Origin of the sequence: Paenibacillus gorillae (assembly GCF_000513275.1) — a bacterium.
GTDB classification, from domain to species: domain Bacteria; phylum Bacillota; class Bacilli; order Paenibacillales; family Paenibacillaceae; genus Pristimantibacillus; species Pristimantibacillus gorillae.
This window is the reverse complement of record NZ_CBVJ010000027.1, coordinates 12,949-25,578: the sequence shown is the minus strand read 5'-3', so window position 1 is coordinate 25,578 and position 12,630 is coordinate 12,949. Positions and strand designations below refer to the sequence as shown.

At 47.1% G+C, this 12,630-nt stretch carries 12 protein-coding genes; 1 reads left to right on the top strand and 11 read right to left on the bottom strand.

What is annotated here, in order from left to right; genetic code table 11:
• Positions 1-203: 203 nt before the first annotated feature.
• The 9 genes from TY10_RS04635 to TY10_RS04595 form a co-directional block, all read right to left on the bottom strand.
• Complete coding sequence (locus TY10_RS04635) at positions 204-455, bottom strand: YolD-like family protein (protein ID WP_042161067.1); 252 nt, start codon at positions 453-455, stop codon at positions 204-206.
• 248 nt (positions 456-703) lie between these two features.
• On the bottom strand, positions 704-1,144 hold the full coding sequence (locus TY10_RS04630; protein WP_042161064.1) for a cupin domain-containing protein: 441 nt from the start codon (positions 1,142-1,144) through the stop codon (positions 704-706).
• Positions 1,145-1,204: 60 nt separating this feature from the next.
• On the bottom strand, positions 1,205-2,071 hold the full coding sequence (locus TY10_RS04625) for a fumarylacetoacetate hydrolase family protein (RefSeq protein WP_042161062.1): 867 nt from the start codon (positions 2,069-2,071) through the stop codon (positions 1,205-1,207).
• Positions 2,068-2,910 carry a creatininase family protein gene (locus TY10_RS04620; RefSeq protein WP_042161060.1) on the bottom strand — a complete coding sequence of 281 codons (843 nt, stop codon included), beginning with the start codon at positions 2,908-2,910 and terminating at the stop codon, positions 2,068-2,070. Before TY10_RS04620 ends, TY10_RS04625 begins: the two co-directional genes overlap by 4 nt.
• A 69-nt stretch (positions 2,911-2,979) precedes the next feature.
• Positions 2,980-4,161 (bottom strand): amidase, encoded by a 1,182-nt coding sequence (locus TY10_RS04615; RefSeq protein WP_042161058.1) that lies wholly within the window; start codon positions 4,159-4,161, stop codon positions 2,980-2,982.
• Between the two features lie 25 nt (positions 4,162-4,186).
• Positions 4,187-5,005, bottom strand: a complete 819-nt coding sequence (locus tag TY10_RS04610; RefSeq protein WP_042161056.1) for a cysteine hydrolase family protein — start codon at positions 5,003-5,005, stop codon at positions 4,187-4,189.
• Positions 5,006-5,064: 59 nt separating this feature from the next.
• Positions 5,065-6,099 carry an ABC transporter substrate-binding protein gene (locus TY10_RS04605; RefSeq protein ID WP_042161054.1) on the bottom strand — a complete coding sequence of 345 codons (1,035 nt, stop codon included), beginning with the start codon at positions 6,097-6,099 and terminating at the stop codon, positions 5,065-5,067.
• A 27-nt stretch (positions 6,100-6,126) separates the two neighbouring features.
• Positions 6,127-7,005, bottom strand: coding sequence for an ABC transporter permease (locus TY10_RS04600; protein WP_042161052.1), 879 nt, complete (start codon positions 7,003-7,005; stop codon positions 6,127-6,129).
• A gap of 30 nt (positions 7,006-7,035) precedes the next feature.
• Entirely contained in the window at positions 7,036-7,827 is a 792-nt protein-coding gene (locus tag TY10_RS04595; protein ID WP_042161051.1) for an ABC transporter ATP-binding protein, read from the bottom strand.
• A 283-nt stretch (positions 7,828-8,110) separates the two neighbouring features.
• Between TY10_RS04595 and TY10_RS04590 the strand changes: the two genes are divergently transcribed.
• A complete protein-coding gene (locus TY10_RS04590) occupies positions 8,111-9,697 on the top strand; it encodes a PucR family transcriptional regulator (RefSeq protein ID WP_042161049.1) in 1,587 nt (528 codons plus the stop codon).
• Positions 9,698-9,766: 69 nt separating this feature from the next.
• On the opposite strand, the gene TY10_RS04585 is transcribed toward TY10_RS04590, so the two are convergent.
• Positions 9,767-11,809, bottom strand: a complete 2,043-nt coding sequence (locus tag TY10_RS04585; protein ID WP_042161047.1) for a serine hydrolase domain-containing protein — start codon at positions 11,807-11,809, stop codon at positions 9,767-9,769.
• Positions 11,810-12,247: 438 nt separating this feature from the next.
• On the bottom strand, positions 12,248-12,508 hold the full coding sequence (locus TY10_RS04580) for a hypothetical protein (protein WP_042161045.1): 261 nt from the start codon (positions 12,506-12,508) through the stop codon (positions 12,248-12,250).
• Positions 12,509-12,630: the final 122 nt, after the last annotated feature.

Sequence of the window (12,630 nt, the reverse complement as noted above, 5' to 3'; positions counted from 1 at the left end):
TAAATCAAAATGTAAAAGTGCAGGTTGGAAGCCTATTTTCAAGCGATTTATCGCATCAAAATGCAAATATGCAGTTTGTTTGGCCAATAACGGCTCCCTAGCGTAAAATCGAGTGATTTCAAATGCACTTTTGCATTTTGATGGCTCATATGGGTCATTTCACGCTCATCTACCTGCACTTTTGCATTTTGTTTCTACTCCCCTTAATATCTCGGATAGTTGACGCTCATTATATCCATGAATGGCACTTTATCGGTTCCTTCTTCTGTTTCTACGTGAACCCTGCCCGTTCTGGAATCCATTTTCGAAATATGTCCTTGAACGGGTTCTTCTCTGCCCCAAACGGACAGCAAAATAACCGATTTTTCTTGATATGCCTCTGAAAGTTGGTTTCCGATTTCCTCTAATACAAATTCGTCTCGTGTTGGTCGTTTTGGAACTTTTGCTTTAGCCATGTTTCTATGATCTCCTATCTGATCTTGGAGTTCTCGTTACGACTCCGCGTAATGAATCATCCATTTATTTTCTAATATGTACGATAACGGTGAACCCGCGCAAAATAAACAATCACTATCTATTATAGCAGGTGTTAGAGTATCAACCAATCCTAATAGGCAAGCTCCGTTAAAAACAAAAAAAGCCACGCAATCGCGTGACTTCGATCAGGTATGATTTTCTTGCTTGCTGCCAATGCCGCCACACACTATTTCACCGGAATCATCGCCTTGAGAACAGCCAAATCCTCATCATCCAGCTCAGCGGCAGGACCCGCTTTAATCATATCCGAGAACTTCTCGTCCGGTATCATCGTCGTCAGACAATATAGGCGTGAGCTGCCCGTGTTAATGATGTCATGATGATTGCCCGGAGGAATAATAATGAACGAGCCTTGGCGGATCGGCATTTCATATTCACTGCCTACTTTCGCAAGCCCTTCCCCTTTCAGAACATAGAAGTATTCATAAGCTTCAACATGCTCATTGGATGGCGTTCTGCCGCCCACTTCGAATATTTCGACAAATGAAGTAAATGGAACCTGCTCTCTATCGCATAACAGAAGAAATTTGTTCGTATCCGCTGCCGATATTTTATGAATAGGACAATCCTCGAAGTTGCCGGCTATCAATCCCGGAATATTGACCATATTAATCTACCTCGCTTTATGTTGAATTGGTATAGCGATTTATTTACGATCCGTTAATCCTCATTCGCTACTTACAGGATTCCGCAGTACTGAAAATCCGCTAATCCTGCATTCAGCAGTATCGCCATGATGTATCCGTACGGAGCCCGGCGTGCCCGTCATAATCACATCACCCGGATAGAGGGTCATCATCTGGGAAAAATACGAGACGATGAACCACGGATGATACATCATATGGGCTACAGTATTACTGTGTATTGTCTCGCCGTTACGCAGCGTTTCCACGATCAAGCTCTGCAGATCGGTTATTTCATCAGCCGTTATCAGCTGCGAGCCTAGGCTGAAGAATGTATCGAAGACTTTGGAACGCTGCAGAAATCTCGGATTACGAGCATGTATATCCTGACGAGTCATATCCAGCGTCGCTACAAACCCGGCAATGACGCTTTCCGCTTGCTCTTCGGGAACATTTTTACACGTGCGGCCAATAACTATACCAAGCTCTGCCTCCGCTGTTACATCAGCTGCCAGGGACGCCGGGATTCGAATCGCTTCCTCTGGTCCAATCAGACTGGTGTCGGGTTTCATGAAACAGACGGGTTCGAGCTCTGGCGGCGTTGAGGCTAAATCTATTGCTTTCTGAACGTAGTTCATACCGATTCCCCATATTTTTCGTGGCTGGCGAACAATTGGAGCTGGACGAACTTGCTCCATCTCTAGGCAAGCCATCGACAACAATGCCTGCTGCCCGCCATCCTGATACCAGAGCTTAAGCTGATCCAATTGGTCCTGTTGCAAAATATCCGTAATCGACGAGCACCAGGCAGTTCCTTCTATCTCATTGATGGATTGAATCAAATAGAAGCTCCCTAGATGCTCAATAGCCGCTTGCTCTTCTCCGTTATGGTTCAGGCTAACAAGCTTCATAGTCGAGCACCATCAGCCTGCATAGCCTTGCTGTCACCGAGAACATCGGTTATTTCAAACTGACAAAGCTCATCCAGCGCTTTCGCTAGCAGCTCCGCAATTCTGTCTTGAATAATTTGGCCTTTCTCAGATGTTGCTGCGGTCGCATTACCGCTAATGCCAGTCACAGATATATCGGTCATCTTCCAGCCGAAGCGGATTTTTCCCTCTAGCGTTAGAAAACGGTACTTAGACATGTCGGGAAAATCCTTAACCAGAAACTCGGTTTGAACCCAGTCTGGTTTAATAGACATAACGATTGACGTCTCATAATCGCCGCCATGAATGCCGTACTCCAGCTCCTCGGCTGACATCAGATCCTCCGCAACATTCAAGCTGCCCGGGCTCAAATAAAACACCATCATTCCTGTACGAATGCGAATTTCACGTGACACCAGGTTTAGCAGATCAACATTGCCGCCATGGGTATTGAACAGCAGCAGTCTACGGAATCCGCTGGCATGCAAGCTGTCGGCAATGTCCATAATGACGCCCTTAAGCGTAGTTGCTGACAGGGAGATCGTGCCAGGAAGACCAATATGCTCATTGCTCTTGCCATAGGAGACAGGCGGGAGCAGCCACACTTCGCTTTCCCCGTTTAAACGTTCCAGTGTTTGCGTCAAGGTCGCTTCCCCAATTAGTGTATCCGTATATATGGGAAGGTGAGGTCCATGCTGCTCTACTGCTCCTACTGGCAAAATCACGAGTGCCTTCTCCTTGGGCAGCTCCAGCACTTGCTTGCTAGTCAGACGGGGCAAAAAACGCTGCTCCCATGCCGTTCCTTCATATCGTTGAAACATATCGAACCCCTCTTTTCATAAAGCACAGCTGCTCTTTAGGTGTGCATAGATTATTCACTCGAATGAGACTTACTTGAGTACGGGTGCAGCTAAGTGTGCGGCTGCCCACTCCAGCAATCGCGAATCCTGTCCATATCCAGCGATTATAGATATCCCGACCGGACAGCCCTGTACTTCTCCAGCAGGAATCGTGAGCTGCGGCAGTCCCGTCAAGCCAGCGATACAGGTTAGCTGCATCGCCTTCGCTCTGCGCTCTTCCATTAGCGGCCCATTCATTCCAAGCTTCGGAGCTGCCCCTGGCGTAGTCGGAATGATCAGCAGAGCGTCCGTTCCAAGCAAATCGGTGATAGACTGACGAACCGCCAATCGGCGCGTAGCCTGCCGCTCCATATCAGCACGATCAATGCTGCGAGACCAAGAGAACCTTTCAGCAATTCCCGGTCCAAAAACGGGTTTCTCACGTGTAATCCATTCGCCATGCTCCTGCCAAATTTCATAGCCTTGAATCGTTCTGAACATCGTCATCCATTCGGTTAGTCCCTGAGAAGCAATGCGAATCGATGACTGGCTTGCACCGGCAGCTCGTATTGCCTTCAAACTAGGGGCAAGAGCCTCTCTGCTCTCCGAATCTGCCAGCTCCCAAGCGTCTTCACCAATGAGAATCCGGCTAAACTCTGACCCTGGTGCCGGATTCTCCGGCAGAAGTACATCTCCCACCTGACGAAGCAAACTTAGATCACGAGCCATCCAGCCAACGGTATCAAAGCTGGAGGCTAGCGGAATCACCCCTTTTTCGGAGACGCTGCCATGAGTCGGTCTCAGACCATAGATACCGCAATACGAGGCAGGTACGCGAACCGATCCGCCCGTATCCGTGCCAAGTGTGAAGTCTGCAAGATCAGCAGCGACAGCAACCGCTGAGCCGCTGGATGAACCGCCTGGTATCCGGTCAGGTGCTTGCGGATTGAGAGGTGTTCCATAGTGGAAATTCTCACCATTCAAGCTGTACATGAGCTCATCGGTATGCGTAGTGCCGGTAAGCGTCGCCCCTTCATTCAGCAGCAGATCAATTGCAGTCGCATGCTCTTGCGCTATTTCATGCGTTTCCAGCCAGCGCGGGTTGCCCGCGCCGTTCGTATAACCGCGTACAGCAAATACATCTTTGACCATAAAGCTGAGCGAGCTCAGCTTTCCTTGTCCTGTCGCTCCCACCGCCATGCGGCTGACCACAGCCTTCCATTGATCCTCCATCATGCCGATTCTCCTTCCTTTCTGATCAGCCTTCTGCTGTAGTCATTGCCTCAGCTGGCGGCACATAATCAATTTGACTGGCTGCAGAGTCCGTCAGTTCTTCCAGTAATCCCGCAGATTGTGCTACAAAACCGTAGCATTGCTTGATATTGTATAGAGCCGCTTCTGTACAATAAGACGGTGAGCTAGTAGCCGAGCAGTCCTCCAGAAGTATGCTGTCATAGCCCAGGCATGACGCATCCTGCAAAGTATGCATGACGCACTGATCCAGATTTACACCGGCGAACAGCAGCGTCCGTATATTCAGATTGCGAAGAATGCTGTCCAGCGGAGTGTCCCAGAACCCGCTCATCCGGTATTTATCAACATAGATATCTTCAGATGCGATCGTTAATCCATCGACAATCGCTGCTCCCCAGCTGCCTTTCTCTAACACTTTAGAGCCATTCTCCGGCAGCGGCTCGCCAATTCCGACGCCTTGACCGTCGGAATTGTATACATGAAGAACAGATGGCGGAACGTTCATCTGATCCTGACGATTACCCCAGTTCAGCCATATTACAGGCACACCCGCCTTGCGCAGCTCCGGCAGCACCCGATTGAGCCGATCGACCGGATTAAGCAGCGGACTTGTATCCACTCCGATCGAATCAAGCCAGCCTCCCGGCGTACAGAAATCATTTTGCATATCGATGATAATAATCGCTGTATGCTCCAGATCCAGCATTACTTTTTGCGGCTGTGCCGGCAAGGTGACAGATTGCACAGAAGGCTGTGACCGTCTTAGATCTACTAACGTGCCTGACACTTTCCAATAGTTCTTTAGGTTTCCTAATTTAATCATTTAGGTCCCTCATTTTTCTGCAAATTGTATGTTGCCGCTCATTCTTGAAGCCTTCGACTTTAAGGTTTAGCAATAAACTCGCCAGTGAACGCCTTCGAAACATCTTGCTCCTTCGCTAGTCCGCCAACTTGCAGCATTTGCTTCTGCAGCGTGTCCCAACGCTCCTTAGTCATATAGCCAATTCCGTTCGTCTTCGTTTCCTCATTCAGAATGAAATCTTTCTCATGCTCTGCCTCATAGTTCATCGCTTCCAGCGTCATGTCCGGGTTATATGTCTTGATGAGCGGGTTCACCGATTTATAGTTGTCCAGGTAGTAGCTCCAGCCCTTTTGGCTCGCTTGTACGACAGCCTTAACGATATCCGGATGTTTTTTCAAATAATCTTCCGTCGTAAATAGTACATTCGCATAATTCGCATATCCGGAATCGGCGATCTTCAGATAGCCCACATCCACGCCTTGCTGCGACAGCACATACGGTTCATTGGTCACATAGCCTTGATTCAGTGAATTAGGGTCATTAATGAAGTTGACGAGCTGGCCGTTGTACTTCATCTCTTTCACATCCGTCAGCTTATACTGACTCTTGATATATTCCCAATATGGAATCGCCGGTGTGACGTACACCGTTTTGCCGTTCAAATCGGAGAAGTCCGTAACATTCGCCTCTTTATGATACATAAGCACCTGCGGAGTATACTGAAGCCCGGCAAGAATGCCGACAACCGGAATACCTTGCTCTCTGGCTTTCAGAATTTCATCCGCATAGGAGATGCCGAAATCCGCTTTTCCCGCAGCAACCAGCTGTAAGCCAGATACCTCGGGTCCGCCCGGCTGAATCGTCATATCGATTCCATTGTCCTTATAATAGTTCTGCTGCAAAGCACCAAAGTAGCCGCCGTCTTCTCCTTTGGCATACCAGCCCTCAACCAATCTGACTTTTTTCAGTTCAGAGCTGCTGTCGCCTCCATTGCCGGCAGTAGCTGCAGGTGCATTGGAATTAGAATTGGAGCATGCACTTAAGAGCAGCGTCATTAACAAAACAGCAGCCAACAGGTATTTGTAGCTAAGTAATTGGATACGAAGTTTGGACATGATTATTTCTCTCCCTTTTTCTGCTTATTATTTCATTGCGGATTCATGCCAGGATTTCAACAGCTTGTTCGAAATCAGATTGATGATCAGGAAAAAGACGATACCCAGTACGGCTGCTGACAAACCGCAGGCGAATAAATAAGGGGTTTGCAGTCGTGTTGCCGCGACGGTAATGCCGTATCCGAGTCCGCCCTGGCCGCCGCCGATACCGGCAATATATTCCCCCACAATTGCGCCAACAACCGCGCTGGAGCAGGAGATTTTCAAGCCGGCCATAATGTAGGGCAATGCAGCGGGAAAACGGAGCTTCCAGATCGTCTGCAGCTTGCTCGCATTATAGAGATAAAATAAATTTTTCATATTTTGATCCGTTGAGTTCAAGCCAATCAGCGTATTCGACAAAATCGGGAAAAAGCTGATCAGGAATGAAATGATGACAATGGCGTTGATGCCCGCCCCGAACCAAATCACAATGATCGGAGCAATGGCGACGACCGGGATGGTCTGTAAAATAATTGCGTAGGGATAGACGCTCTTCTCAACTGTCTTGGATAGCGCAAGCAGGATGGCTACGCCAATGCCGAGCACTACGCTGATGGCGAAGCCGATCAATGCCTCAATAATGGTCGTGCTTACTGATGCAATCAGGTTCGAGCTGTTATGCGCTGCCGCCGAGACAATATCGGAGGGCTTGGGCAAAATATAAGAAGCTATACCGTAAAGTCGTACAATCAGCTCCCAGCCGCCTATGAATAAAACAAATACTACAAGCGGAGGCAGCACTTTCTTCAACAGTCTTACGATAGGATGCGGAATAGCGGAATGTCCGCTCGGGGTTCGCCTCTTCATGGAAGTTCGGATGGCTGAAGCAGGTTCAATTACCCGGGTTGCTGCCAGTTTATCCATTGTCGTTATCTCTCCTTTCCTTGCTTCTCATTAGTGCTTCAACACATCGGAAACGCTTCGTACATAATCGCCAAATTCTGGACGAGTCCGGAATTCATCATCTCTTGGATAATGCGATGGAATATCGATAATATCTGAAATTTTACCAGGACGCGGCGTCATCACGACGACTCTTGTTGATAGAAAGACACTTTCAAATACGTTATGCGTAATAAACAGTACCGACATGCGCTTATCCTGCTCCCAAATGTTCAATAATTCATCCTGCAGCGTCTGCCTTGTAATTTCATCAAGTGCACCAAATGGCTCGTCCATTAACAGCAGCTTAGGCCTGGAGATGAGCGCTCTTGCAATAGATACCCGCATCTTCATACCGCCTGAAAGCTCGCGAGGCAGCACTTTGGTATAATCCTTCAAGCCTACCAGCTCCAACACCCGCTCCCCTTCTGCGATACGCTCCTTCTTGGAAACGCCGCGCAGCGTCAGCGGCATCGTTACATTGTCAATCAGCTTTGACCATGGCAGCAGCGTATGCTCTTGAAATACAAAGGCAATTTCATTCCGTCTGCGCGCCGCTCTTGGCGAATCGCCCAATACAGAGAGGCTGCCAGAGGTAGGCTCCGTCAAACCTGCAATCATATTAAAAATCGTCGATTTGCCGCAGCCCGAAGGGCCGACAAAGCAGAGAAATTCACCTTCACCCACATTGAGATTCGCATGCTGAACGGCTATCGTACCGTTCGGATAGATTTTGCCGACATCCTCGATGGCCAGCATGGTACCCTTTTTAGACTCTGTTGCTTGGCGCTCAGTAAGCTGCATCCCGATCCCCCATCTCTCTTAGAAGTTGTGACCAATCATAACCCCAAAACGGATTGTTGTAAATATTCCTGACATGTTTTTAGTTTCAGATCTAATTTTTCGTCATGTAAATGGTTTGAAAACCAAAATACCTTACTTTAGTGTTATATTAACTAACACGAATATCAGAAACAGTTTGCAGAAGAGGGCGGGAAAACGATATAATTTGAAAAAAGCTAAGAAAATAGCAGATATCTGCACAAGTTGTATGTCAGGTATCATTCAACTGAAGGAGCGGCATGATATGCATATAACCGTAGAAGATGCTCTGACTGTCTATCCGCTATCGGAGGGAAATTTAGTTGCCGGACGTGAAGGCGTGTCCCGCACAATCAGCTCGATTAATCTGATGGATGCACCGGATGTTATTAATTGGATGAAGGAAGGCGAGCTGCTGCTGACGACTGCGTACGCGATTCGAGACTCGCCTGAGGAATTTGTCACCTTGCTTCAAAAGCTAAGCGAACGCGGAGCATCAGGGCTGGGGATAAAGCTTGGCCGTTATTGGAAGGAGATTCCGCAGGCGGTTCTGCTGGAAGCCGATCGTTTACAGCTTCCTTTAATTGAATTACCCTTTGCCTTCACCTTCTCCGAACAGATCACCGCCCTCTTTCAATCTGAGTTTCAACGGGATACACGGAAGCTTAATGAACGGCTTGAGATGCAGAGGAAGCTAGTCGATTTTGCAATGCAAGCAGATGAATATACGAATTATTTTCAAAGTATTCATAGCATTTTAGCTCATCCTATCGCTGTCATTACGACAGAGGGACAAATCCTTTACAACAGGACTGCCTGCTCAGAAATCGAGCTTATGAGCGATTCGCCGTCAGATAACCGGATGTACACGGCCGCTCACGAGCTGCTTCATAGAATTCCCTTGCTCAAAAATGGAAAAACATACGGTTATCTGCTCATACAGGCCGAACAGTTGCTGGAGGAGATGGAAGGAATCTTTCATCAAGCAGCCGTCATCCTCTCCTATCACCTGGAGGTCATTCAGAATCAGGAAGAATCCGCCGCTGGCAGACGGCTAGGCATTGCAATGGAGCGTTACTTGAAAGGCATCGTGTCCGAGCAGACCGTGCTTGAATTTGCCGAAGCATTGGGCAGCGACTTCTGGGATACCTCATTTGTGTGTATGATGACCGCTGTTGACATAAGCACATGGGACCCTCACACGCAGCGCCGTAAATTGCGGGAAGTTCAGGATCGGCTGCAGGAGCATCCTAAAGCGGCGTCTCTCGTATCCCATCATTTTTACGTCATGAATCGTATGTATTCCCTGCTGCAAATTCCGGAGGAAGTGTCGAAGGAGCGTACGTTGTACGAGCCTTCCATTCAATTGTATGGCGAGCTCATTAACGGATGGCGCCATGGCGCCGGGCCAAGCGCGAGCTTTTGCAGCAAAATCAGGACAGGTGTCGACGCATTAATCGATGGCTTCCAGGAATGTATCGATGCCGAGCGAATTAGCACCGAGCTGGGCATCTCTCAATCTGTTGTGCTATTTGCCGATTTGGAGTTTACGTATCTGTTCCGGCATATTCCGCAAGAGATTATGCGCCGTTATTGCTCTTATCTGTTCCAGCCTTTGCTGGACAAGGATGAAGATTATTCGGGCGAAATGATGCGCACGCTAGAGGCTTATTTCACCAATAACGGTCAGGTTAACGAAACGGCCCGCGCTTTATTTATCCATCGTAACACCGTGCTTTACCGGCTGGAGAAAATTACGGGGCTAATGAATCTGGATTTGAAAAACAATGATCATTTACTGCAGCTGAAGTTAGGACTTATGTTCCGCTACATGATGATGTCCGGTAAATAGAAAAGAAGCCAGCTGCAGCAGCTGGCTTCTTTTCTTATTTGTGTTGTGTAATATTAGGTATTATCAGTGCTATTTGGATAGCGAAATTCCGAAAGCCGAACCGGCATCTCCGGCAAATACGATGAATCCGTTTTTAGGAAGCACGACTTCATTTTTACCGCTGATGACTGTGTTGTTAACGAGAGCACCATTTTCATCGTACACCATAAAACCGCCTTTTTCAGGCATTGAAACTTTCAATTTCTTACCGGCTGCGTTTGCGGGAATGCTGAACCATCTTGCATGGCCGTTCGCTTGTATCGTAGCGACAGAGGTTTTACCCGTATAGAGCGGTTTGACTCCATCCTGGCTTACATATAAACCGCCTCTCATCTCAAAGTACTCGATACCCGCTTCCTTATAGAAAGAAACTTCAGTCGTATCCCGGCCTGCTATACCAGGAATCTGATGCTGATTCTCTGCCGTATCCGGACCTGTTATTTTGAGATTGTACAAATATCCTTCAGCGCTGGCATGAACAGAAAAAGGAATTGCCAGCAGGCTCATATAAGCGACAGAACTGTATTTCTCATTCACTGCAAAGTACAGCTTTCCTTCTCTTTGTGCCCATGCGTCAGCTACCTCTTTACTAAGCGCTGCAGGCTCAACCTTTTCTCCTTTATAATCAGAAAATGCAATTTGTCCTAAGCCGGGTACCGAAATGTATTGACCCATCCATAGGTAAGTACGTCCGTTGCTTTCTTTAACGAACCGGATTTTAGTGCTGCCTTCTTCATCTACAAAAGCATCATCCGCAGTATAAATAAATTTCTGTCCTTGTAAAGTGAGTTCTCCGTCTTTGATCTCAACTTTCCACTGATCCGCCATGGTGTTGTAGTAGCCTGCGTACGTTGCTATGTCTTTCGGCATAGTAGCCTTGCTTGGCTTTCCAAAAGATTTTTCTGCTTTAATCTCTTTAATCGAACCCTTCTCTTTCAAAGATTGAAGCAGTAATTCTGTTGCAAACAATTGATTTAAGGAACTGCTCCCGCCTGAAGTGACGACGGCTACAGCCATGTTATGACCTGGCAGCACCACGAGCGAAGAATGGTACAAGGTTGTGTCTCCGCCTTTAACGAGAGCCTTTATCCCATAATCATTAAACGGGTACAGTCTTACCGTATCCCAGCCAAGCCCATAGTCAATGGAACTATCTGCATCTGTCGGCCATAATCCCTTTTTATACTCCTCTTGCTCCATTGCTTGTGCCGATTTCTCGGAGAGAACATCTTTCCTCTGTCCTGTGAAGATTTGAGAGAACTTCGCTAAATCCTCTGCTGTGGAAAAAATGCCCCCCGTTCCAATCACATTCGCTGTTTCCGTAGGAAGCTGTCCCTCATAGAAAGGGGAATAAATAGCTGCAAAGGAATGAGCATCAAGTGCGCTTTGCGGTGTCAACGTATTATTCATACCAAGCGGCTTAGCGAAATATTGATCGATAAATGCAGTGAAAGTCATATTGCTGACTCTTTCTACCAGAATCTCAGATAACATAAATCCATCGTTGCAATACACGGAAAACGCGCCGGGATCTGCTTTCAACTTCTGTGTAGACAACTGCTGGAGCAGCCCATCATGCACATAGGTATCTGGATCATTGAATAGAAAACCGTTGCCCAAAGTCGAGCCTTGCAGACCGGATGAATGATTGAGCAGCATACGTGGCGTTATTTTCTTATAACGCTCGTCCTTCATCTTGAAGTCAGTTACATACTGGACGACAGGTGTATCCAGGTCAATCTTACCTTGTTCAACCAGCTTCATAACCGCTGCGGCCGTAAACACCTTACTAGTCGAGCCAATGCCATACACCGTATTTTTCGTTAAGGGAACCTTTCCCGATAGGTCATTCAACCCCGCATGACCCGAAACCTTGATCTTGCCATTGTCAATTAAGGCATACTGGACGCTAGTCGTACCATACTGCTCGGTTAGAAGAGCGGCTTTCTCAGCGGCAAACTTCTCAATCGATAGCGGGGCTACAACTTCCTGTGTGGCAGCCATCGCCGCCGTTGGCAAAACAGGTGCAAACGCCAGGGCTGTTGCAAGCGACCAAATGATTCTTTTCTTCAAATCCGTTCACTTCCTCTCTTTATTTGTCTTCCTTAGTTTAACACTCCAGTCTTACGTGCCCGTTAACGAAGTCTTAACTCTTAATCTTTTCCGTTAAGATTTGCCTGGAAAATAGATCAGCACGCTAAGCTAGAATAAGCTAACCTTAGTTTGTTACGTATTGAGAGGAAAATAGTTACATTTGATATAGAAGGGATTCGCTGCGCGTTTTGGTTCATGCTGCCGTTCTTGATTTCACTAGTTCATCGCTTGCACGATGAAAGATGGAAGGAATCATCGAAATGTCCTCCTGAACTCAAAACGCTCCGCTCATCCTCATCATCATGGCCCCAGATTCGCTAAAGGTTTTAAACTTACGTTCAAAATGTAAAACTGCATGTTAAAATCCATTTATTAGTAGAATTATCGCATCAAAATGCAAATGTGCAGTTTGATTGGCTAAAAAATCCCCTTTTGCGTGAAAAGGAGTGATTTCAAATGTACTTTTGCATTTTGAGCGCGTTTTTGGTCCATTTGCGAGCTATCAAAATGCACTTTTACATTTTGTTGCTTATATGTAGTTGGCAGAACAGCTTTGGTATTCCGAAAAGACTGCCGATGATTGAGGCGGACACAACCGTCAACAGCACACCGGACCCGGAACGTTAACGTTCCATTGAGATACATCATAGTAACTGCCAACCTGCCGAGTTTAATCATTGCTATCCTCCTCTAACACTTAAGAACCCACTCTTTAAAAGTCAAAAAAAACGCGATGCTGGAATGGCATCGCGTTTCTGTGTATGATTCAGCAACGATAATTGCAAAATGCTTATTTGAAC

Excerpts from the sequence above, each read along its gene's own strand:
- TY10_RS04635 (WP_042161067.1), bottom strand. The coding sequence starts at position 455 with ATGGCTAAAGCAAAAGTTCCAAAACGACCAACACGAGACGAATTTGTA.
- TY10_RS04630 (WP_042161064.1), bottom strand. The coding sequence starts at position 1,144 with ATGGTCAATATTCCGGGATTGATAGCCGGCAACTTCGAGGATTGTCCT.
- TY10_RS04625 (WP_042161062.1), bottom strand. The coding sequence starts at position 2,071 with ATGAAGCTTGTTAGCCTGAACCATAACGGAGAAGAGCAAGCGGCTATT.
- TY10_RS04620 (WP_042161060.1), bottom strand. The coding sequence starts at position 2,910 with ATGTTTCAACGATATGAAGGAACGGCATGGGAGCAGCGTTTTTTGCCC.
- TY10_RS04615 (WP_042161058.1), bottom strand. The coding sequence starts at position 4,161 with ATGGAGGATCAATGGAAGGCTGTGGTCAGCCGCATGGCGGTGGGAGCG.
- TY10_RS04610 (WP_042161056.1), bottom strand. The coding sequence starts at position 5,005 with ATGATTAAATTAGGAAACCTAAAGAACTATTGGAAAGTGTCAGGCACG.
- TY10_RS04605 (WP_042161054.1), bottom strand. The coding sequence starts at position 6,099 with ATGTCCAAACTTCGTATCCAATTACTTAGCTACAAATACCTGTTGGCT.
- TY10_RS04600 (WP_042161052.1), bottom strand. The coding sequence starts at position 7,005 with ATGGATAAACTGGCAGCAACCCGGGTAATTGAACCTGCTTCAGCCATC.
- TY10_RS04595 (WP_042161051.1), bottom strand. The coding sequence starts at position 7,827 with ATGCAGCTTACTGAGCGCCAAGCAACAGAGTCTAAAAAGGGTACCATG.
- TY10_RS04590 (WP_042161049.1), top strand. The coding sequence starts at position 8,111 with ATGCATATAACCGTAGAAGATGCTCTGACTGTCTATCCGCTATCGGAG.
- TY10_RS04580 (WP_042161045.1), bottom strand. The coding sequence starts at position 12,508 with ATGATTAAACTCGGCAGGTTGGCAGTTACTATGATGTATCTCAATGGA.